The sequence below is a fragment of the Nocardia vulneris genome (assembly GCF_001613425.1).
Taxonomy (GTDB): domain Bacteria; phylum Actinomycetota; class Actinomycetes; order Mycobacteriales; family Mycobacteriaceae; genus Nocardia; species Nocardia vulneris.
The window spans coordinates 16,507-36,949 of sequence record NZ_BDCI01000040.1 but is presented as its reverse complement, the minus strand read 5'-3'; the positions used below and the strand labels follow the sequence as shown (position 1 = coordinate 36,949).

Sequence of the window (20,443 nt, the reverse complement as noted above, 5' to 3'; positions counted from 1 at the left end):
CGCGCAGCGGCCACCGATTCAGCAGCGGCCACCGATTCGCCAGGGACCGACCTGTCGGTGGGCGTCGGTAGGCTGGATGAGTTCGACGAAGATCGCGGGGGTGGAGATGGACGAGGGCGAGCGCCGGCCGCGGGGGCTGGGCAAACGCGCGTGGGTGACCACGAAACTGGTGCGCCGGGTGTTGCGCGGCTTGGCCTGGTCGCGGTTCGTGCGCGTCACGGTGCTCGGCCGCGAGTCGATACCGAAGTCCGGTCCGGTGATCGTGGCGAGCAATCACATTTCGATGCTGGACGCGGTGTTCCTGTGGGGCGCGCTGCGCCGTCGGGCGATCGCGATCGCCATGGCGGAGCTGTGGTCGTGGCCGGTGGTGGGCTGGCTGGTGCGCCGGCTGGGTCATATTCCGGTGCTGCGGCGCGACAGCGCATCCGGGCAGGCCGCGCTGTCGCAGGCCGAGCAGATTCTCCGGCACGGTGGCGTGCTGCTCATCTATCCGGAAGGGCGGCTGGTCGCACCCGGCGAGCACGAGCCCTACAAGCCGGGTGTGGCGAAACTCGCGCTGGCGACCGGGGTTCCGATCATCCCGGTCGGCACCACCGGCACCGATAGGGTGCTGCCGATGCGGCGCACGCGCGGCGACGGCCCGGCCTTCGACCGGCGCCAGCAGGTGACCATCCATTTCGGCGCGCCGATCGATCCGGCGGATTTCGACGATCCCGACAAGTTGCTCGACCAACTGCGGCAGCGGATCGAAGAACTCCGCGCGGACTGATCGACCGCGCGCTCAGCTGACGGCCTTGCGCACGAGCGCGCCGAGAATCGCCTCGTCCTCGGCGGTCAGCTCGGTGATCGCGAACGAACTCGCCCACATGGTGCCCTCGTCGAGGTGCGCCGGATCGCTGAACGCGAAGGTCGAGTAGCGGGTCTTGAACTTCGCCGCGGGCTGGAAGTGGCAGACGATCTTGCCGTCCGCGGCGTAGGCGGGCATGCCGTACCAGAGCCGCGGCGTGAGCGCGGGCGCGTTGGCCTTGACGAGCGCGTGCACTCGCTCGGCCGTCGCCCGGTCCGCGTCCGACATCTCCGCGATCTTGGCCAGCACTTCGGCTTCGCCGTCCGCCTTGGCCCCGCGCGAGGTGCGCCGGGCAGCCGACTTCAATTCCCTGGCGCGCTGCTTCATCGCGTCGCGTTCCTCGGCGGTGAAACCCGCGTAGGACTTGGTGGCGGTGCCGGTGACCTGGGCGGTGGTGGTGCTCATCGGATGCTCCTCCTGATCGGTGCTGCGTTGCTTCCAATGCTATGAAGCAGGCACCGGGCAAGGCTTCTCGAAAACTGATCAGTGGCAGCGCATCCGATGAGCAGCCGGTTCACCCGCGTTCGTAGACGCTCGCGTCGTCGAGCATCGCGGCGCGCAGCATCGACTCCGGCACGCCCAGACCTTCGATGAGGGTCAGCGCGTCGGGCCGCAGCCGGTCGACGAGTTCGTTGACCCCGCGGCGCACGCCCTTGGCCCGCTCGACGGACATGAAGCGATGCATGATGTACCAGGCGGAGTTCTCCTCCAGCGTCGAGTAGACGAAGAGGTCGCACACCGTTTCGGCGAGGGCGCGCGCGTCGGGATCATGGATGTCCTCGATGCCTTCGATGAAGGCCTCCAGGACGAGCCGATCGATGTGCGCGGTGCCCGCCGTGAGGATGTGGTCCTGCGCATTGTTGAAGGCCTCGAACGGGCTGGTGTCCTCGGCGCGGGCGCGCAGGCGGTGACCGGCGGTGCGCACCAGGTAGTCCTCGCGATCGGCGAAGAGCTGCAGCTGTACCGCGCGCCGCGACAGGTCGCCGTCGTCGACTGTGTCGTCGGAGCCGTCGCGCAGGGTCTGGATCAGCTGACGCACGCCCGAGCGCTTGCGCACCTCGTCGCGGGCCATGGTGGCGGCGAATTTGACCCAGCCGAGCGCGTCGAGGTCGCGGATCTCGTCGGAGTACGCGGTGAGCAGTTCCTTGGCGACCAGCTGGGTGAGCACCACGTTGTCGCCTTCGAACGTGGTGAACACATCGGTGTCGGCCTTCAGCGTGACGAGCCGGTTCTCGGTCAAATAGCCTGCGCCACCGCAGGCTTCGCGGCATTCCTGGATGGCCCGGGTGGCGTGCCTGGTCTGCGCGACCTTCAGACCCGCGGCGCGTTTCTCCAGCGCGCGCTGCGAACTGGGGTTGAGGTCCTGCCCGGTCTGCACCAGGTGCATGCGGCGGACAAGGTCGTTCTGCGCGAAGGCGAGCGCGTAGGACTTGGCGACCAGCGGCAGCAACCGGCGCTGATGGCTGCGGTAATCCAGCAGCACGGTTTCCTGTCCGCTGTCCGGATCGGAGAACTGCCTGCGCTTTTCCGCGTAGCGCACGGCGATGCTCAGCCCGACCCGCGCGCCGGCCGCGGCGGCGCCGCCCACACTGACCCGCCCGCGTACCAGCGTGCCGAGCGTGGTGAAGAAGCGCCGACTCGGATTCTCGATCTCCGAGCTGTAGGTGCCGTCCGGTGCGACGTCGGCGTACCGGTTGAGCAGGTTCTCGCGCGGCACCCGCACGTGGTCGAACACGATGCGGCCGTTGTCGACACCGGGCAGCCCGCCCTTGAGGCCGTCGTCGAGGGTGGTCACGCCGGGCAGGTCCGCGCCCGCCTCGTCCCGGATCGGCACCAGCAGGCAGTGCACGCCCTGGTTCTTGCCCTGCGTGATGAGCTGCGCGAAAACCGCTGCCATCCGCGCGTGTTCGGCCGCGCCGCCGATGTAGTCCTTGCGCGCCGACGGGGTGGGCGAGTGCACCACGAACTCTTGGGTCTCGGGGTCGTAGGTCGCGGTGGTCTCGAGGTTGGCGACGTCGCTACCGTGCCCGGATTCGGTCATCGCGAAGCAGCCGAGCAGGTCCAGCGAGAGCAGCCGCTTGATGTACTCGCGGTGCCGCTCGGTGCCGAGGTTCTCGACCGCGCCACCGAACAAGCCCCACTGCACACCGGCTTTCACCCACAGCGACAGATCCGCGTAGGCGAGCATCTCGAGTCCGGTGACCGCGGCACCCGGCTCGCTGGTGCCCCCGTTCTCCCGGCGGAAGCCGCGCTCGGCGTAACCCATCGTCGCGATGGCCCGCATCTGCTCGAGCACCCGGGCCCGCGCGGCCTTGTAGTCGAGGTAGGAATCTCCGGCGAACTTGTCGTCCGCGAGCTGGACGCGCGCCTGCTCCCGGATCTCGCCCCACGGTCCGTCGAGCGCTGCGCGTAGGTGATCTGCGGTCGTTGCGGTGCCGGTGCCGGTAGTCATAACTCGACAGTAGCCCGATGCGGGCCAGGCAAACCGTGACTGTTGACACGACATTCCGGGCAGACTCTTGTGGTGGGTTGAACGCGTGTTTAGTATATTGAACATGTGTTTAACGAACAGTCCCTACCGCAAGGACCCGCCACGGATCTGACCACCGCGGCCCGAATACGTGACGCCGCGATCGAGGTCTTCGGCGACCAGGGCTTCCAGGTCGGGGTGCGGGCCATCGCGAAGGCGGCTGGCGTGTCACCGGGACTGGTGAACCACCACTTCGGCTCGAAGGACGGCCTGCGCGCCGCGTGTGACGCGCGGGTGCAGCAGTTGATCCGCGACAAAAAGGTCCAGACGATCACCGCGGGCAGTGTTGCCAAGGGCATGCTGGCCGCCCTCGCCGAGATCGAGGAGTACGCGCCGCTGGTCGCCTACATGGTTCGCAGCCTGCAAGCCGGGGGCCCCATGGCGAGATCGCTTTTCGAGCACATGGTCGAGGACGCCGAGGGCTATATCCAGCAGGGCGTCGAGGCGGGCGCGATCAAGCCGAGCCGTGATCCCGCGGCGCGGGCCAGGTATCTGATGACGCTCAATGTCGGCGCGACGCTGCTCTGGATGCAGATGCATCACGAGCCCGGCGAAAAGCTCGATTTCCGTAAGGCCATTCGTGAGCTGACCGAAGAGCTCACTCCTCCGGCCCTGGAGTTCTACACCCAGGGCATTCTCACCGACCCCACGCTTTTGGACACCTTCACCAAGGAGCATTGATGTCCGAGGTCATTCAAATCGCTGATCTCCGTAAGACGTTCGGCCATGTGGCCGCGCTCGACGGTCTGGATCTCACCGTCAGAGAAGGGGAGATCCACGGCTTCCTCGGCCCGAACGGTGCGGGCAAGTCGACCACCATCCGGGTGCTGCTCGGCATTCTGCGTGCCACCGCCGGACGAGCCGAACTGCTCGGCCGGGACCCGTGGGCCGATGCGGTCGCCTTGCACCACGAACTCGCTTATGTGCCAGGCGATGTCACGCTCTGGCCGTCGCTGTCCGGCGGCGAGACCATCGACCTGCTCGCCCGCATGCGCGGTGGTATCAACACCGAACGCCGCGCGGAGCTGATCGAGCGTTTCGACCTGGACCCCCGCAAGAAGGCGCGCACCTACTCCAAAGGCAACCGGCAGAAGGTCGCGCTGATCTCCGCGCTCGCCTCGGATGTGCGCCTGTTGCTGCTGGACGAGCCGACCTCCGGCCTGGATCCTTTGATGGAACAGGTTTTTCGCGAATGCGTGCAGGAAGCCAAGGACCGCGGCACCACGGTGCTGCTGTCCAGCCACATCCTCTCCGAGGTCGAAGTGCTCTGCGACCGGGTGACCATCATCCGCGCGGGACGGACCGTGGAGAGCGGCACGCTCTCGCAGATGCGGCACCTGTCGCGGACCTCGATCACGGCCGAATTGGTCGGTGACCCCGGTGATCTCGGTCGGCTGGCCGGCGTCGGTGACATCCAGTGGGACGGAAAGACTTTGCGCTGCCAGGTCGACGGTGAACATCTCGGTGAACTGATCCGGGTGCTGGGCGATACCGGCGTGCGCAGCCTGACCAGCGCTCCGCCGACGCTCGAGGAATTGTTCCTGCGGCACTATCACGTCGGCGCCGACGACTCGGCCGCCGCCCCGGCGCAGAGCGGGGAGAAGGTGCGGGCATGACGACCGTTGCCGCGGGCAGGCACTACGCCGCCCCCGCCGCGCGTGGCTCGGCCGACTTCGCCGGCACCGGCCAATTGCTGCGGTTGTACCTGCGCCGTGACCGAATCGTCTTGCCGCTGTGGGTGATCGCGTTCGGCATGCTGCCCGCGTTCTATGTCTCGGCGACCAAAGGCGTCTACTCCTCGGCCGCCGACCTGGCGAACTACGCGAAGACGATCACCGACAGCCCCGCGCTGATCGCCATGTACGGGCCGGTGTTCAGCACGGAGCCCGGCTCGATGTACCTGTGGAAGGCCGGGCCGTTCTTCGCGATGATCGCGATCGCCACCATCCTCACCGTCATCCGGCACACCCGGGTGGAAGAGGAAACCGGACGGGCCGAACTGGTGGGTGCGACCAGCATTGGGCGCTACGCCGGTCTGTCCGCCGCACTGGTGCTGACCACCGCGGGCTGTGTGCTGGTCGGAATCATCGCTGCCGCAATGCTGTACAGCAACGATCTGCCGATCGCGGGCTCGGTGGCCTACGCGGCGACGCTGGCCGGTTCCGGGCTCGCCTGGGCCGGCGTGGCCGCCGCGGCCGCGCAGGTGAGTACCAGCTCGCGGATCGCCCGGGGGATCGCGCTCGGCGCGCTGGCCGCGGCGTACGCGCTGCGCGCCATCGGTGATGCGGGAAACGGTGTGCTGTCCTGGTTTTCGCCGCTGGGATGGTGCATCCAGATGCGCGCGTTCGCACAGGAACGCTGGTGGGTGCTCATTCCACTGCTGCTGATGGCGGTGCTCACCGTGGCGGCCGCGTATCTGCTGCTGAGCCGCCGCGATACCGGCTCGGGGCTGGTCGCGGAGCGTCCCGGGCCGCCGAGCGCCGCACCGTCGCTGGCCGGCCCGCTCGGCCTGGCCTGGCGGTTGCAGCGTGGGTCGATGGTGTTCTGGGCCATCGGATTCCTGCTGTACGGGTTGCTGATGGGCGGCGCGATCAAGAGCGTCGGGGACATGCTCGGCGACAACGACACCGTGCACGACGCGATCACCCGGATGGGTGGTTCGACCATGCTGCAGGATTCGTTCGTCACGCTGGCGCTCACGTTGCTCGCGGCCGGCGCCGCGGCCTACTCGCTCTCGGCCACGCTGCGGCTGCACGACGAGGAGTCCAGTCAGCGGATCGAGTCGACCCTCGCCGGTGCGGTCGGCCGCGAGCGATACGCGTTGAGCCACCTCGCTTTCGCGCTGCTCGGTCCGGTGCTGCTGATGTCGGTCGCCGGTCTCGCGATCGGGGTGGTGTACGGCGCGACGGACGGTGATCTGCTCGGCAAGGTGGCCGATACGCTGGGTGCGGCGCTCGTCCAGGTGCCCGCGGTCTGGGTGTGCACCGGTATCGCGGTGGCGCTGTACGGCTTCGCGCCGCGCTTCACTCCGGTGGCCTGGGGTGTGCTCAGCGTTCTGGTCGTCATCTTCTTCGTCGGCTCGCTCGACGGGCTGCCGCAGTGGGTGGTGGATCTGGTGCCGTTCGTCCATCCGCCGAAACTGCCGGGCGCGCCGTTCGAGATCGCGCCCGTGCTGTGGCTGCTGGGCATCGCCGCCGCGCTGCTCGCAGCGGGCCTGCTCGCCTTCCGCCGCCGCGACCTGCGCTGAACCGGCGTGCCCGAGTCGTAACGATTCGCGCACCCCTTTCGCGTTCCCGCACCCGCTGTGGACTGGCACAGCGGGTGCGGGAACGCGGAAGGCGTGCGGGAACGCGGAGGCTCAGCCGATTCCGAGCTTGCCGGCTAGGCGCGCGAGGTAGGCCTGCACTTCCTCGGGCGCACGATCCGGCATGCCGAAAACGACTTCGGTGACGCCGAAGTCGGCCCACTGCGCCAACTGTTCCGCGTTGTGGCGGCCCGCGAGGGCGACGATCTCGGGGTTGCCCGCGCGTTCGTGTTCGCGCCAGACCCGCTGCAACAGTGCGATTTTGGAGTCCAGCCCGGCTTCGGTGGGAGTGGTGATCCACCCGTCGGCATGGTCGGCCAGCCAGCCGAAGGTCTTCTCCGTGCCCGCCGCGCCGAGCAGCACCGGGATGCGTTTCTGCACCGGCTTGGGCCAGGACCAGCTCGCGCCGAACTGCACGAATTCACCGGCGAAGCTGGCTTCTTCCTCGGTCCAGATGGCGCGCATCGCGTCCAGGTGTTCGCGCAGCACGGTCCGGCGCTTGTTCGCGGGGACGCCGTGATGGGCGAGTTCGTCGGTGTTCCAGCCGAATCCGACGCCGAGGCTGACCCGTCCGCCGGACAGATGGTCGAGCGAGGCGATGGTTTTCGCCAGTGTGATCGGATGATGTTCGGCGGGCAGCGCGACCGCCGTCGAGAGCCCGATCCGGCTGGTGACCGCGGCGACGGTGCCCAGCGCGACCCAGGGGTCGAGCGTGCGCAGGTAGCGATCGTCGGGCAGGCTCGCGTCGCCCGTCCGTGGGTGCGCCGCGGCCCGCACCACGGGAATGTGCGTGTGTTCCGGCACGTAGAAGGTATCGAAACCGACACCTTCGGCGGCCACCGCCGCCTCCGCGGGCGTGATGCCCCGATCGCTGGTGAACAACACAATTCCGTACCGCACCGTACGCGCTCCCATCGCCGAAACTAGAACAAGTTCTACCATCCTTTGCCGGCGCGCACCATGGGAACGGGTCAGAGCAGGGTGCCGCCGGTGGCGTCGATATAGGAGCCGGTGACCCATCGGGCGTCGTCGGAGGCGAGGAAGGCGACCACGTCGGCGATATCGCCGACCTCGCCGACCCGGTTGAACGCGGACCATTCGGCGAGCTCCGCGACGGCCGCGGGGTCGGCGAAGACCGGCCCGCCGGTATCGGTCACGCCGGGCGCGACCGTGTTGATCGTGATGCCGCGCGGCGCGACGTAGCGGGCCAGCTGCACGGTGATCTGCTCGAGCGCGCCTTTGCTCATCGCGTCGCAGATCTGCGACGGGAAGGAGGTGCGAGTCAGGCCGGAGGAGATGTTGACGATCCGCCCGCCCTCGGGCATCAGCCGCAGCGCGCGCAGGGTCAGGTAGAACGGCGCTCGGGCGTTCACCGCGATGGTGCGATCGAACAGCTCGGGTGTGACGTCTTCGGGCGTCGCGACCTCGAATCCGGTATGCGCCGCGTTGTTGACCAGGATGTCGAGCGTGGGCGCGCCGGTACGCACCCGCAATTCCACCTCGAGCGCGGCGAACAGTTCCGGTATCGCCTCCGTCGTGGCGAGATCGGCCTGGACCAGGAATGCGCAGCCGCCCGCGCTCTCGATCTGCCGCACGGTTTCCTTGCCTGCCACCTCATCGGTCGAGTAGTGCACCGCCACCAACGCGCCATCCCGGGCGAGGCGGCAGGCGATCCCGCGCCCGATGCCGCGACTCGATCCGGTGACCAGGGCGGCTTTGCCCTGCAGCTTGCTCATGCGATCCCCTCGAATGGCTACTACGGTTAGTAGTAGAGGTTAGCCGGATTTGTCCGGTGTGCAATCCCTTCGAATGAAATCAGGGCGAATTGCGTTGGGGCGCGGGTTCGCCCGGTAACAGCCGCGCCGCCCAGCAGCACGTCAGCACCATCGCCACCGCGGCCGCCGCGCCGCCGATGATGTCGGTGGGCAGGTGATAGTCCAGCCCGATCATGCCGACCGCCGCGGCGAGCAGTGCCGGTATCGCTACGGCGACCGTGCGCAGCCGCGCGCGTGGGGAATCGACCAGCACGAAGAGCGTGGTCGCGATCGCGACCAGATGCACGGTGTGGCCGCTGGGATAGGCCAGATAGTCGTGGAGCTGGCGGTGCCACAGCGGTTTCCACACCCACGCGTTGAGCGCGACCGCCAGGCCGGGAACCGCGAGCATGAGGGCGGTGCTCCGCCACCGCCGTCGGTAGGCGAACCAGCCGGCGGCGATCGCCAGCAGCGGCAGCAAGATGTAGCCGTTGCTCGGGACGACCAAGAGTTCCGCGAGACCGGGCCGCGCGTCGAGCGCGGAATGGATCGGGGCGGCCAGGGTGCGGTCCAGCGCGGTGGGGCCGCCGTCGGGCGGGAAGGTCGCGGGCAGCGCGCCGGTCACGGCGGCGCCCACCGCGATGCCGCCGAGGGTGGGGACGCCCCGTGGAATGACGTCTTGTCGCGATCCGGGCACCGATCGACGATAGTCAGTGACAGGATCGCATCGGTGGACGGCTCGATGTCCCTACCCGTCCCGGATGTCAATGGTCACTCGACCCAACCTGCCCGGAATGGTGCTGTGCCCGAAACCCGAACGGCGGCAGGCGAACTCGACGATATCGGGCAAGATGCGCTGAACCGCCCGCAGGGTTGCGCCGGCTTGGTATCGTCGTGTTCGATCGGCGAACAAAAGGGTTCGTAGATCGAGGATCTCGGCTCGGTCGGCCTGGATGCAATGGGGCTCTGGCGTATTTGTGATGGTCGTCGGAGCCGGGGCAGTGACTGAGAGGTACCCATGGTGGGCGATGACGTCCAGCCGTCGCTGGCCGGCACCTATCGGCTTCCGACGCTGATCGGACGGACGGCCGAGCTGGCCGAAATGGGGCGTCTGCTCAGTGATCCGCGCGTTCGGCTGCTGACCCTCACCGGAACGGCCGGCGTCGGCAAGACCGCGCTGGCTCGGGAAGCGTTGTCGGACAGCACACTCGACGGACGTCGTTGGACGGCGGTCGACCTCGTGGACGGCGACGACCCGGGTGGCGTCTGGCAGGCGGTGTTGGCCTCAGCGAGCCGGGTACTACCGGGTTCGGCGGCCGCGACACCCGAGCTCGACGCCGCACTCGACGTGCTCGTGGACCGGGTCGGCGAGCACCCGCTGGTCCTGTTGCTGGACAACTGCGATCGAGTGGTCGAGCGGATCTCCACCGACCTCGTGCGCCTGCTCGCACGCTGCCCGAACCTGATCGTCGTCGCTACCAGCCGGATTCCGTTCAAGCTCTACCGCGAGTGCGTGCTGTGCGTGCGCCCGCTGCCCACCGACACCGGCAGCGGCGACTACTACCCGGGCTCCTCGTATGCCGCGGAACTGCTGCTCGACAGCATCGACAGTCACTACCGCGGGTCGGCCACCATGGCCGATCGGCTGATCGTGGACGAGATCGTGGGCGAGCTGGACGGGGTGCCGCTGGCGCTCGAGCTGGCGGCGGGCACCATCGCCCGGATCGGCCCGGTGCGCACCCTGCAGCAGATCAAAGCCGGCGGCGAGCTGCTCTCACCCGGGTATGTGGACGTGCCCGCCCGGCATCGGTCCCTGCCCGGAGCGGTGGAGTGGGGTCTGCGCGACCTCGCGCCCGAGGCGCTCGAGCTGCTGCTGCGGCTTTCGCTGTACGAGTCGGTGATCGATACCGACACCGCCTGTCTCGCAGTGGGTATCGGCGAGGAGCAGGCCGCGGCCGTGCTGGCCGATCTGGTGCAGCGCAGCCTGCTCGACCACACGGTGAGTGGCCCGCGCGGCAACGGCTACCGGCTCTTCGCGCCGGTGCGCGCCTACTGCCGGCACGCGTTGCGTGCAGACCCGATGCGGGCCGCGGAGATTCGTGCGGACCAGGTACATCGCCTCGGTCGGCTCGCCGAAACCATCGGCCCGCAGTTCGAGCAGCACGGGCAGCGCGGCGCCGCACTGGCCACCGCGGGCCGCCTGATCGTGGACTTCCTTGCCGCACTGCACTATCTGATCGACACCGGCCAACCCGAACAGGCGGTCCGGCTCGCGGCGGTACTGGAATCGGCGTGGATCCAGCACGGCTATCAGGCCGAGCTGGAATCGGTGCTGGGCAAGGCGCTGGAGATGAGCGACCGGACGACGCTCACGCCCGGCGTGACGGCGCCGCTGTGCCTCGAGGTGCTCGGCGTCTGGGCGGGGCGCTCCGGTCGGCTGCGCCGGGCCGTCGATCTGCTCACCAGTTCCGTTGCCGCATATCGGCGTTTCGACCGTCCCCTGGATGCGGCCCGCACAGCTGTGCCGCTGGCGGTGGCGCTGGCCGCGGTGGGGGAGCACGACACCGCTCGGGACCTGTTGCGGATGGCGGCGCGCTATCGCGACGAACTCGGCGGCCCGTGGCCGATGCGGATCGAACTGTCCCTGCGCCTGGCGGCGCTGCCCGACCCGCCGCGCCGCGATGCCGCGGCCTGGTCCGAGCTCCGGGATCGGATCCGGCAGCTGGACAGCACCGCGCGCCTCATCGGGTTGAACACCTTGGCGCGCAGCCAGATCGGGCCGCTGACCGCGGATCGCGCCCAGTCGCTGTACCGGGAGAATCTGGCGAACAACGACCTGTCCACCCATGTGCTGCAGACGATCGTCGCGCTCGAAGGCTGTGCCCGCGCCTACGACGCGGTCGGTGTCGAATACGCCGAACCGGCCTTGACCCTGCTCCTCGCGGCCCGCCACCTGCGGGCCACGCACGGCATCCCGCTGCTCGGGGCCGGCGATCCCGCGCCGCGGCTGGCGGAGCACCGGAACGCGGTGGGCGAGAGCAAGTTCCGGGAGATCCAGCGGCTGGCGGCGGAGTTGACCCTGACCGAAGCGGTCGCCTACGCGCGGAGCGCGCCCACGCTGCCCGACCCGGAAGATTCCCCGCTGGCCGCCCTGACGAACCGGCAGCGTGAGATCGCGACACTGGTGGCGACCGGGATGACCAACCGGATGATCGCGACCCAGCTGCGGATCTCCGAATGGACCGTGGTGAACCACGTCCGTCAGGTGATGCTCAAACTCGACTGCCCGTCCCGGTTGCACGTCGCGCTGGTGGTGGAACGCGAAGCGCAACTCGGCGATCCGGCACCGGAGTCACCCCGAATCGCCTTGGCGCGCAAGCCATGACGCGGCCGCACACGCCGGCCGACGATTACGGACCGTAGGTCAGCACCGCGCTGATGACGAACCACAGCAGCCACGCGAACGCGATCAGCATGCCCACCGCGAGGGTGATCCGCATGAAGGCCCGGCCGAAGTCCATGTCCCGGGTTTCCCGCGGATACAGCTTCCACGGGCTGTACCAGGGCGCCTCGACCGCGTAGATCGGCTTGCTCGCCTCCCGCTCGGCCTGGGCCAGTTCTTCCGCGTACGCCTCCGCCTGCGCCTGATTCGGGCCGCCGTGCCACAGCGTGATGTCGATCGGGCCGAGGAAGCCCTCGTTGAGCAGCTCCTGTGGGGCGGGCAGGTAGGGGAGGATGCCGAGACCGCGGAACGCGACCGCGACATCGTTCGCCGTCCACAGGTGCTTCTCCTGCTCGGCCAGCACATCGAAGTAGTGCCGCAGCCGCGCGGGGTCCTCGCCGAGGATCACGTCGAAGCTCGGGTCGCTCCAGGCCTGCTGGATCTTCAACTGCGCGCCGCGCAGCGGGACGACGAGCGCGAGCCCGTGCACCGCGCGCTGGCCGAGCCCACGATCGGCCAGCCAGTTCTGCAGCGCGAAGGTGTGTTCGCGCGACTTCTCCAGCGGAGTGCGCCGGTCTCGGCCCTCCATCGCGGCCGGCTCGCCGTTGATCGTCCACGCGCCGTTCAGCGGGATCTCCAGCACGCCGTCCTGCCGCGCCACCAACGCCTCCGCCTCGATCACCACGCAGCTGGTCGGCGTCCAGATCACCGCGTCGAACTGATGCAGCCGATCCTTGTGGAACAGACTGCAGTTGATCGTGGCGACGCCCTTGGGGCTGCCCGGGTCCTTCCAGGTGCGCAGCCAATCGATCAGCGCGCGCTCGGCATTGGTGCCCGCGGCGTTCTGCACTCGCACCAGCATTGACGACCGCCCTTCACGTCGACACTCGACAGCTCACAGGATACGAGGTCCGGCACCGGGTTCGTCGCCCTCATGGCAACAGTCGGCGTGTTGGTGCGCGCTCACTCCGCCGGGTCGGCCGCGATCTTGCCGCTGCGCACTGCCTCGACCAGCACCGCGTGATCGGCTTCGGTGCGATCGGCGTAGCGGACCGCGAAGGCCGCGACCGCCTCCTCGAACCGCTCGTCGTCGCCGAGATAGCCTGCCAGCAGACGGGGATCGAGCGAGCGGGAGTGCGCCCGGGCCAGCAGCGCCCCGGCCAGCCTGCCGTAGTCGTCGAGATCGTCGGCGGACAGTTCGGCCGGGTCGATGCTGCCCTTCAGATTGCGGAATTGCCGCACGATGAACGGTAATTCGACGCCGTCCCCGGTCGGGTCCACGCTGGTCCAGCCCAGCAGGATATCGGTCTCGGATTGAACGTGCCTGGCGCCCTGCACGATTCGCTCGCCTTCGTGGCGCGCCGGGGTGGCGGGCAGGTACGGCGCGAGCGCCGACGGGTTGGCCTGCTTGATCTGCAGGACCACCGACTCGCCCTCGTTACCGTGCAGCAACGCCACGTAGCTGTGCAGCCCGACGCTGCCGGTGCCGACGATCCGGAACGCGATGTCGGACACCGCGAATCGGGCGAGCAGATGGCGCCGGGACTCCCGCAGGGTGCCCGCGTAACGCTCCAGTCCGCCGGTGAACGCCGCCGCCACCCGCTCGTCCACCTCGGTGAGAATCGGTGGGTCGCTGACGAATCGGTGCTTGCGGATGCCGGTCTCGTGATCTTCCAGATGCTCGGTCCACTTCGCGACCACTTTGGCGCTGGTGTTCTTGCGGGCCTTCTTGGCGGCCTTCTTGAAATCGTCGATCAGGTCCTCCGCTTTCGCGGCGCTCAGGATCGACTCGTCGGGCAGCGCGGTCCACGAGGTCATGAATGGCAGGTCGGCGAGCTGACCGGCGGCGAGGCGGTACGCGCGCGCGGCGTCGCAGGCCGCCCGGCGGCAATCCTGTTCGTCCGCACCGCTTTCCCGGCCCGCGAGCACCAGGCTGGCCGCGAGCCGCTCCAGATCCCATTCCCAGGGGCCGACCACGGTTTCGTCGAAATCGTTGATGTCCATGATGATTTCGCCGCGGGCCGTGCCGTACAGGCCGAAGTTGGCGGCGTGCGCGTCCCCGCAGATCTGTGCGGCCAGCCCGCTGTCCGGTCCGCCGGCCAGATCGGCGGCCATCAGCCCCGCCGCGCCGCGGTAGAAGGTGAACGGTGAGGTGATCATCCGTCCGATCCGCAGCGGCACCAGATGCGGCAGGCGCCCCGCATTGCTCGCCTCGATGAAGTCGAGCACCTCCGGCCGCCGCACGCTGGTGGCCTCGCGATCGCGCGCGATCACCGGGACTTGCTGGCGAATCGCCCGTCCGCGCGCACGTACCTCCGCCGCGGGGGTGTACGAGCGCAAATCGATACCGTTCTCCGACACAAGGACTGACGCTAGCGGGTAACTGCCATCCTGGGCACCCCCGATGGTCGACGTCACTCGGGCCGAGATCGCGCGGGGCGACCCCGGCCCGATTCCCACCGTGCTGGTTCGACCGGTCGCTCAGGTGGCCGAGACCGGCGGCTGCGCCGTATCCGCCGGGACGATCGGCAGGCGCAACGCGCCGGGCGCGGCGGCGGGCACGACGGCGTGCTTCGGCGCCACCGGGGCGATCCGCCGATAGGCCGCGCCGAGTTCGGGGCGCGGATCCTGCTCGTTCTTGTTGGGCCAGAACGCCATTGCCCGCTCGGCCTGCGCGGTGATGGTGAGCGAGGGATTGACGCCCAGATTCGCCGTCACCGCGGACCCGTCCGCGATGTGCAGCCCGGGATGGCCGAACACCCGCTGATACGGGTCGATGACGCCGGTGTCGGCCGTGTCGCCGATGACGCAGCCGCCGATGTAGTGCGCGGTCGCCGGGATGTTGAACACATCCATCACCAGGCCGTGCGTATCGCCCTTGACCTTCTCGCCGAAGCGGCGGCCGATGTCGTGCGCCATCGGGATCCAGGTCGGGTTCGGCTCGCCGGTGCCCTGTTTCGTCTTCAGCAACCCGCGCTTGCGGAACGAGGTCAGCGAATTGTCCAGCGACTGCATGACCAGCAGGATCACCGACTTCTCCGAGGCATGCCTGGCGTTGAGGCTGCGCAGGAAGACCAAGGGATGCAGCACGATCGCGAGCAGGAAGCGCAGGAATCGGAACGCGCCGCCGTCCACGATCGGCACCGACATCGGGAACAGCGCGTTCTGTCCCTTGCCGTAGTGGCACACCTCGATGTGGGTGTCCTCGGCCGGGTGGATGGAGGAGGTGATCGCGATGCCCTCGGCGAAGTCCCGGCGTGCGCGGCTGACCACGTTGAGGATCGCCTCGGAATTGCTGCGGGTGAGCTCGCCGAGCCGGGGCGAGAGCCGGGGGAGCACCGCGTCGTCGCGCATCTTGTGCAGCAGCTTCTGGGTGCCGAGCGCGGCGCCCGCGAACACCACCTGCTCGGCGGTGAAGGTCTTGCGCTGCTTGCGCATCCACCGATCCGACCGCTGCGTCTCGACCGCGTAGCCGCCGTCGGGGAGCGGGCGCACCACGGTGGCCGTGGTGAGTTCGTGCACCTCGGCGCCGGCTTGTTCGGCCAGGTACAGGTAGTTCGTGGTGGTGGTGTTCTTGGCGTTGTGCGGGCAGCCGGTGAAGCACTGCGCGCAGTGCACGCAGCCGCGCCGGCGCGGCCCGACGCCGCCGAAGTAGGGATCGTCGACCTCGGTGCCCGGATCGTCCTCGTTGAAGAACACCCCGACGTTCGTCGGGTGGAAGGTGTGCCCGACGCCGAGGTCGCTCGCGATCTCCCGGATCACGTCGTCGGCCGGGGTCAGCCGCGGATTCGGCGCCACGCCGAGCATCCGCTGCGCCTGGTCGTAGTAGGGCGCGAGTTCGGACCGCCAGTCGGTGATGTGCGCCCACTGCTTGTCGGTGTAGAAGTCGGGCAGCGGCTCGTAGAGGGTGTTGCCGTAGATGAGCGAGCCACCGCCGACGCCGGCGCCGGAGAACACCGCGCACTTGCCGAGCACGCTGATCCGCTGCGGCCCGGTCAGGCCGAGCCGGGGCGCCCAGATGGATTTGCGGACATTCCAATTGGACTTCGGGATGTCCTCGGCGTGCCACCGCCGGCCCGCCTCGAGTACGCCGACCCGATACCCCTTCTCGGTCAGCCGGAGGGCGCTCACGCTGCCGCCGAAACCGGATCCGATCACCACCACGTCGTAGTCGAATGTGGGCATGACTTCCTCTCGTCACCAACCGTTCGGCAGGTCCGCGCCGCGCCGATGGATGAGATAATTTCATACTCATTCTTTCATCGACGGGCTGTGGTGCACACCATCGTCGCACGCGGATATCGCCGAATGCGGCGCGCCTGGATGGCGTCGGGCGGGGTCGGTGCGGTAAGCACGGGGCGTGACAACCGAATCGGGCACCACGGAACCGGAGGAACGCGCCGCCAGCGACGGCGTGCTCGGCGGTATCTTCGCCGACCGCATCCTCACCGTCCCGAATGTCCTGAGCGTGCTGCGCCTGCTCGGTGTGCCGTTGTTGCTGTGGCTGATGCTGGTGCAGCGGGCCGACGGCTGGGCGTTCGCGCTGCTGATCGCCAGCGGCGTCACCGACTTCCTGGACGGCAAACTGGCCCGCCTGCTCGATCAGTCGTCCCGGCTCGGCGCGCTGCTCGACCCGTTCGTCGACCGGCTCTACCTCGTGACCACGCTGGCCGCCTTCGTGATCCGCGGTCTGCTCCCGGTGTGGGTCGCGGTGCTGCTGATCGGCCGCGAGGCGGTGCTCGCGCTGACGTTGTCCATCTACAAGCGGCGTGACCTACCGCCGCCGGATGTCATCTATTTGGGCAAGGCGGCCACCTTCGCCTTGATGTCCGCGCTGCCCTGGTTGCTGGCCGGGGAGATGGATTGGGCACTCGATGGTTTCGGACGGGCCTTCGGTGGGGCACTACTGGTCTGGGGCACGGCAGTGTATGTATGGACCGGCCTGCTCTACACCGGCAAAGCGATCGCGGTCGCACGCGCGATACCGGCTGTGCCACACCGGTCCACGTAAGGTGCAGCGCCGGGTCGGACTCTCGGCCGACCCTCGCATAGAGTTGCGCACACACGATCACGATGGAAAGGACGGACGGGCTGTGACCCAGACCCCCGAGGACCTGCGCTACACCGATCAGCACGAGTGGGTGCGGCGACTCAGCCCTACCCGCGTTCGGGTGGGAATCACCGACTACGCCCAGTCGCAGCTCGGTGACGTCGTGTTCGTGCAGCTGCCCGAAACCGACAAGGACGTCGCGGTGGAAGACAGCATCGCCGAGGTCGAGTCAACCAAGAGCGTCTCCGACATCTACGCGCCGCTGAGCGCGAAAGTTGTTGCGGTGAACGAGGAATTGGTGCAGCAGCCGGAGACGCTGAACACCGATCCGTACGGTGACGGCTGGCTGTTCGAGTTGGAGGTCGCCGACGCTGCCGGCCTCGACGCGACGCTGGGTGAACTGCTGGATGCGGCAGGTTATCAAGGAGTTATCGGGGGCTGAATCAGCCTTCCCGGTTCTACCTGCACGGGCACGCCCTGGCAGGGTACGGTCAATGCCAACAGATCCGCCGGCAGTCGTTGCCGGGAATCTAGGGACTCGACGGCAGGTCGTGGTGCCACAGGTATCACCTGCTTGCATGGATAATCAGGTTCGAGGAGGAGAGAAACGGTGAGCGAGAACAAAGACCCGGGTTACGGGGAGACCGCGGCCGAGACGACGTCGGTCTTCCGCGCGGATTTCCTGAACGAGGTCGACGCGTCGCGCTCCGGAGAGCCGACCGGTGAACAGCCGGTCCAAGGGGTCGAGGGTCTGCCCGTTGGTGCGGCCCTCCTGGTCGTCAAGCGCGGTCCGAATGCGGGCTCGCGGTTCCTGCTGGATCAGCCGACCACGTCGGCCGGTCGCCACCCCGACAGTGACATCTTTCTCGACGACGTCACCGTCAGCCGTCGGCACGCCGAGTTCCGTCAGGACGACGATTCGTTCCAGGTGGTCGATGTGGGCAGCCTGAACGGCACCTATGTGAATCGGGAGCCGGTGGACTCCTCGGAACTCCAGAACGGCGACGAGGTGCAGATCGGCAAGTTCCGTCTGGTGTTCCTCACCGGACCGAAGGCGTCGGTGAGCGAAACGGGTGCAGGGAGCCTATGAGCACGCGGCGTCGGGTCGAAGGGCTCGGGGTCATGAGAGTGTGTGCTGTGTCGAGGGATAGGGCACTGTGACGGGCGCGGCGCAATGGGCACGCGGAGGCATGTCGATCGGCTCCGTGCTCGACCTGTTGCGCCCGGACTTTCCGGACGTCACCATCTCCAAAATCCGCTTCCTGGAAGCGGAAGGCCTCATTCGGCCGGAGCGAACGCCCTCGGGCTATCGCAGATTCTCCGTCGCCGACTGTGAACGGCTGCGGTTCGTCTTGACCGCGCAACGCGATCAATACCTGCCGCTGAAGGTGATCAAGGAACAACTCGAAGCGATCGACAGCGGTGCGGCGTCGCTGGGGGTACGGGAAGCCCGTGCTCGAGCGCACTCCGGCCGCACGGGTGCCGCGGAGCCGACCACTACCGGGTCGGCCTCCGGGCACCCTGCCGCGTCCGGCGGGAACAGCAACGGTGCCGCGGCGCCGAGGAGGCTCGGCGTGGTGCCCAGCGAGATTTCCCCCGACGATCTGCGTTTCGATCACGAAATCCGGCTCACCCGCGCGGATCTGCTCGCGAAGGCCGAGATCGACGACGCGTTCCTGAACGACCTGATCCGGGCCAACCTCATCACCCCCGGCGCCGCCGGCTTCTTCGACGGTGATGCGGTGACCCTGGCCAAGACCGCCAAGGCGATGGCCGAATTCGGTTTGGAGGCACGGCATCTGCGTGCGTTCAAACTCGCCGCCGACCGCGAGGCCGCGCTGGTCGCGCAGATCGCCGCGCCGATCGCGAAGAGCCGCGACGCGGGCGCTCGCGCGCGCGCCGAGGAAACCGTGCGGGAATTGGCGGCGCTGTCGTTGACGTTGCATGCCTGTCTGGTGAAGTCGTCGGTACGGACGTCGCTGGGCGGCTGAACATCCCGGCGAATCACCAGGCCGGGCTGAGGGTGTCAGGTTTCAGTCGGCCAACACGCCGATTTCGGCTGTGCACACGCATCGCTGCACCCGTCCGCGTTCGCCTAGACTCGTGGTACGGCGAGCTCTGCGGTGGTCGTGCCGGGCGGCCTGGCGAAATGGGAGGCGTGGCGATGAGTAAGCGAAGCGAGGCGCAGCCATGAGTGAAATGCGGGTTATCGGCATTCGTGTCGAACAGCCACAGAATCAGCCCGTGCTGTTGCTTCGTGAGGTGTCGGGGGACCGGTATCTACCGATCTGGATCGGGCAGGCGGAAGCGACCGCGATCGTGCTGGAGCAGGAGGGGGTGACGCCGATCCGGCCGCTGACCCACGACTTGATCAAGATCCTGATCACCGAGCTCGGGCACACGCTGAAAGAGGTGCGCATCGTGGATCTGCAGGAGGGCACCTTCTACGCCGATCTGGTGTTCGACAACGATCTGCACGTGTCGGCGCGGCCGTCGGATTCGGTAGCGATCGCCTTGCGGGTGGGTTGCCCGATCTATGCCGAGGAGCCGGTGCTCGAGGAGGCCGGGCTGGTCATGCCGGACGAGCGCGAGGACGAGGTGGAGAAGTTCAAGGAGTTCCTCGAGTCGGTGTCACCCGACGATTTCAAGGCCACCGACAGCTGAACAGGATCTTTCCGGCAGCCCGGCGTTTTCCCGGGATGACCGGGGGATCAGCTCTGAACTAGAGCTTGAGACTTTGACCGCGCGTCGCGTTTGGCTCGACGATGGTGCTCCCTGGACAATCTAGGGGAGTAATCTCGATAGTTGGGCCACGTCCGTTTTGGCCAGTTCGGCAGTACAGCAGTGTTCGGCAGTACCGCAGTGGTCGAAACGGAGCCGGGTCATCGATGAGGCTAGCCGTCGGCGAAGCAAGGGAGTGGTCAGTGGCAGAGCAATCGCAGGATGTGGTACAGCCAGGCCTGTTCCCGGACGACTCGGTTCCTGACGATCTAGTCGGCTACCGGGTTCCCAGTGCATGCCAGGTGGCCGGGATCACCTACCGGCAGCTCGACTACTGGGCGCGGACCGGATTGGTCGTGCCCTCCATCCGCAGCGCGGCCGGCTCGGGGAGCCAGCGGCTGTATTCCTTCAAGGACATCTTGGTCCTGAAGATCGTGAAGCGGCTGCTCGACGCGGGCATCTCGCTACAGAACATCAGGATCGCGGTCGACCATCTGCGCAGCAGGGGAGTGCAGGACCTCGCGGGCATCACGCTCTTCTCCGATGGGACCTCGGTGTACGAGTGCACCTCGCCCGAGGAGGTCGTTGATTTACTGCAGGGTGGGCAGGGCGTCTTCGGTATCGCCATCAGTGGCGCCATGCACGAACTCACCGGTGCCATCGCCAATTTCCCGGCAGAACGCGCGTCTGCGGTGACGGAGCGGCCAGAGGACGAGCTGTCCTACCGTCGCAAGGCGCGAATGAACCGCAAGACCGGTTAAAAGATAAAGCCGACACAACACCCCGCCTCCCCGT

General features: G+C 68.0%; 19 protein-coding genes. 11 read left to right on the top strand and 8 right to left on the bottom strand.

The window, feature by feature from the left end:
* Positions 1 to 76: 76 nt before the first annotated feature.
* A complete protein-coding gene (locus NVU01S_RS34375) occupies positions 77 to 769 on the top strand; it encodes a lysophospholipid acyltransferase family protein (RefSeq protein ID WP_244467351.1) in 693 nt (230 codons plus the stop codon).
* Positions 770 to 781: 12 nt separating this feature from the next.
* Here the strand turns inward: NVU01S_RS34375 and NVU01S_RS34370 are convergent, their stop codons facing one another.
* Positions 782 to 1,252: an iron chaperone gene (locus NVU01S_RS34370; protein WP_043674746.1), complete on the bottom strand. Its 471-nt coding sequence runs from the start codon at positions 1,250 to 1,252 to the stop codon at positions 782 to 784.
* A gap of 109 nt (positions 1,253 to 1,361) precedes the next feature.
* A complete protein-coding gene (locus NVU01S_RS34365) occupies positions 1,362 to 3,299 on the bottom strand; it encodes an acyl-CoA dehydrogenase family protein (protein WP_043674742.1) in 1,938 nt (645 codons plus the stop codon).
* A gap of 105 nt (positions 3,300 to 3,404) precedes the next feature.
* On the opposite strand from NVU01S_RS34365, the gene NVU01S_RS34360 reads away from it, so the two are divergent.
* Genes NVU01S_RS34360 through NVU01S_RS34350 form a run of 3 tightly spaced genes read left to right on the top strand, consistent with a single transcriptional unit; the run spans position 3,405 to position 6,624 of the window.
* Positions 3,405 to 4,058, top strand: a complete 654-nt coding sequence (locus tag NVU01S_RS34360; protein WP_043674739.1) for a TetR/AcrR family transcriptional regulator — start codon at positions 3,405 to 3,407, stop codon at positions 4,056 to 4,058.
* Complete coding sequence (locus NVU01S_RS34355) at positions 4,058 to 4,993, top strand: ABC transporter ATP-binding protein (protein ID WP_043674735.1); 936 nt, start codon at positions 4,058 to 4,060, stop codon at positions 4,991 to 4,993. The genes NVU01S_RS34360 and NVU01S_RS34355 overlap by 1 nt, the downstream gene beginning before the upstream one ends.
* Positions 4,990 to 6,624 carry an ABC transporter permease gene (locus NVU01S_RS34350; protein ID WP_043674732.1) on the top strand — a complete coding sequence of 545 codons (1,635 nt, stop codon included), beginning with the start codon at positions 4,990 to 4,992 and terminating at the stop codon, positions 6,622 to 6,624. The genes NVU01S_RS34355 and NVU01S_RS34350 overlap by 4 nt, the downstream gene beginning before the upstream one ends.
* A 111-nt stretch (positions 6,625 to 6,735) precedes the next feature.
* Here NVU01S_RS34350 and NVU01S_RS34345 read toward each other — a convergent pair whose 3' ends face one another.
* The 3 genes from NVU01S_RS34345 to NVU01S_RS34335 all read right to left on the bottom strand — a co-directional run bounded on the left by NVU01S_RS34345 (position 6,736) and on the right by NVU01S_RS34335 (position 9,132).
* The gene (locus NVU01S_RS34345; protein WP_043674880.1) at positions 6,736 to 7,581 is read right to left on the bottom strand and encodes an LLM class F420-dependent oxidoreductase; all 846 of its coding nucleotides are present in this window, start codon (positions 7,579 to 7,581) and stop codon (positions 6,736 to 6,738) included.
* A 71-nt stretch (positions 7,582 to 7,652) separates the two neighbouring features.
* Positions 7,653 to 8,417 carry an SDR family oxidoreductase gene (locus NVU01S_RS34340; RefSeq protein WP_043674731.1) on the bottom strand — a complete coding sequence of 255 codons (765 nt, stop codon included), beginning with the start codon at positions 8,415 to 8,417 and terminating at the stop codon, positions 7,653 to 7,655.
* A gap of 79 nt (positions 8,418 to 8,496) precedes the next feature.
* Positions 8,497 to 9,132 (bottom strand): phosphatase PAP2 family protein, encoded by a 636-nt coding sequence (locus tag NVU01S_RS34335; RefSeq protein ID WP_244467350.1) that lies wholly within the window; start codon positions 9,130 to 9,132, stop codon positions 8,497 to 8,499.
* Between the two features lie 321 nt (positions 9,133 to 9,453).
* Between NVU01S_RS34335 and NVU01S_RS34330 the strand changes: the two genes are divergently transcribed.
* Positions 9,454 to 11,820 (top strand): ATP-binding protein, encoded by a 2,367-nt coding sequence (locus NVU01S_RS34330; protein ID WP_043674728.1) that lies wholly within the window; start codon positions 9,454 to 9,456, stop codon positions 11,818 to 11,820.
* A 25-nt stretch (positions 11,821 to 11,845) separates the two neighbouring features.
* Here NVU01S_RS34330 and NVU01S_RS34325 read toward each other — a convergent pair whose 3' ends face one another.
* From NVU01S_RS34325 to NVU01S_RS34315, 3 genes are all read right to left on the bottom strand, one after another.
* Positions 11,846 to 12,739, bottom strand: a complete 894-nt coding sequence (locus NVU01S_RS34325) for a nuclease-related domain-containing protein (RefSeq protein WP_014984391.1) — start codon at positions 12,737 to 12,739, stop codon at positions 11,846 to 11,848.
* Between the two features lie 101 nt (positions 12,740 to 12,840).
* Positions 12,841 to 14,238 (bottom strand): DUF2252 domain-containing protein, encoded by a 1,398-nt coding sequence (locus tag NVU01S_RS34320; RefSeq protein WP_043674725.1) that lies wholly within the window; start codon positions 14,236 to 14,238, stop codon positions 12,841 to 12,843.
* A 120-nt stretch (positions 14,239 to 14,358) separates the two neighbouring features.
* Positions 14,359 to 16,062 (bottom strand): GMC oxidoreductase, encoded by a 1,704-nt coding sequence (locus NVU01S_RS34315; RefSeq protein ID WP_043674722.1) that lies wholly within the window; start codon positions 16,060 to 16,062, stop codon positions 14,359 to 14,361.
* Between the two features lie 229 nt (positions 16,063 to 16,291).
* Here NVU01S_RS34315 and NVU01S_RS34310 point away from each other — a divergent pair, with 229 nt between their 5' ends.
* The 6 genes from NVU01S_RS34310 (at position 16,292) to NVU01S_RS34285 (ending at position 20,409) form a co-directional block, all read left to right on the top strand.
* The gene (locus NVU01S_RS34310) at positions 16,292 to 16,888 is read left to right on the top strand and encodes a CDP-alcohol phosphatidyltransferase family protein (RefSeq protein WP_029901340.1); all 597 of its coding nucleotides are present in this window, start codon (positions 16,292 to 16,294) and stop codon (positions 16,886 to 16,888) included.
* 82 nt (positions 16,889 to 16,970) lie between these two features.
* Positions 16,971 to 17,369 (top strand): glycine cleavage system protein GcvH, encoded by a 399-nt coding sequence (gcvH, locus tag NVU01S_RS34305; protein WP_014984395.1) that lies wholly within the window; start codon positions 16,971 to 16,973, stop codon positions 17,367 to 17,369.
* Positions 17,370 to 17,537: 168 nt separating this feature from the next.
* A complete protein-coding gene (garA, locus tag NVU01S_RS34300) occupies positions 17,538 to 18,017 on the top strand; it encodes a glycogen accumulation regulator GarA (RefSeq protein WP_014984396.1) in 480 nt (159 codons plus the stop codon).
* Positions 18,018 to 18,117: 100 nt separating this feature from the next.
* Positions 18,118 to 18,918: a transcriptional regulator FtsR gene (gene ftsR / locus NVU01S_RS34295; protein ID WP_014984397.1), complete on the top strand. Its 801-nt coding sequence runs from the start codon at positions 18,118 to 18,120 to the stop codon at positions 18,916 to 18,918.
* Positions 18,919 to 19,117: 199 nt separating this feature from the next.
* Positions 19,118 to 19,591 carry a bifunctional nuclease family protein gene (locus NVU01S_RS34290; RefSeq protein WP_014984398.1) on the top strand — a complete coding sequence of 158 codons (474 nt, stop codon included), beginning with the start codon at positions 19,118 to 19,120 and terminating at the stop codon, positions 19,589 to 19,591.
* A gap of 224 nt (positions 19,592 to 19,815) precedes the next feature.
* Positions 19,816 to 20,409, top strand: a complete 594-nt coding sequence (locus tag NVU01S_RS34285) for a MerR family transcriptional regulator (protein WP_029901342.1) — start codon at positions 19,816 to 19,818, stop codon at positions 20,407 to 20,409.
* Positions 20,410 to 20,443: the final 34 nt, after the last annotated feature.

Excerpts from the sequence above, each read along its gene's own strand:
- NVU01S_RS34375 (WP_244467351.1), top strand. The coding sequence starts at position 77 with ATGAGTTCGACGAAGATCGCGGGGGTGGAGATGGACGAGGGCGAGCGC.
- NVU01S_RS34370 (WP_043674746.1), bottom strand. The coding sequence starts at position 1,252 with ATGAGCACCACCACCGCCCAGGTCACCGGCACCGCCACCAAGTCCTAC.
- NVU01S_RS34365 (WP_043674742.1), bottom strand. The coding sequence starts at position 3,299 with ATGACTACCGGCACCGGCACCGCAACGACCGCAGATCACCTACGCGCA.
- NVU01S_RS34355 (WP_043674735.1), top strand. The coding sequence starts at position 4,058 with ATGTCCGAGGTCATTCAAATCGCTGATCTCCGTAAGACGTTCGGCCAT.
- NVU01S_RS34350 (WP_043674732.1), top strand. The coding sequence starts at position 4,990 with ATGACGACCGTTGCCGCGGGCAGGCACTACGCCGCCCCCGCCGCGCGT.
- NVU01S_RS34340 (WP_043674731.1), bottom strand. The coding sequence starts at position 8,417 with ATGAGCAAGCTGCAGGGCAAAGCCGCCCTGGTCACCGGATCGAGTCGC.
- NVU01S_RS34330 (WP_043674728.1), top strand. The coding sequence starts at position 9,454 with ATGGTGGGCGATGACGTCCAGCCGTCGCTGGCCGGCACCTATCGGCTT.
- NVU01S_RS34325 (WP_014984391.1), bottom strand. The coding sequence starts at position 12,739 with ATGCTGGTGCGAGTGCAGAACGCCGCGGGCACCAATGCCGAGCGCGCG.
- NVU01S_RS34315 (WP_043674722.1), bottom strand. The coding sequence starts at position 16,062 with ATGCCCACATTCGACTACGACGTGGTGGTGATCGGATCCGGTTTCGGC.
- ftsR (WP_014984397.1), top strand. The coding sequence starts at position 18,118 with ATGTCGATCGGCTCCGTGCTCGACCTGTTGCGCCCGGACTTTCCGGAC.
- NVU01S_RS34290 (WP_014984398.1), top strand. The coding sequence starts at position 19,118 with ATGAGTGAAATGCGGGTTATCGGCATTCGTGTCGAACAGCCACAGAAT.
- NVU01S_RS34285 (WP_029901342.1), top strand. The coding sequence starts at position 19,816 with ATGAGGCTAGCCGTCGGCGAAGCAAGGGAGTGGTCAGTGGCAGAGCAA.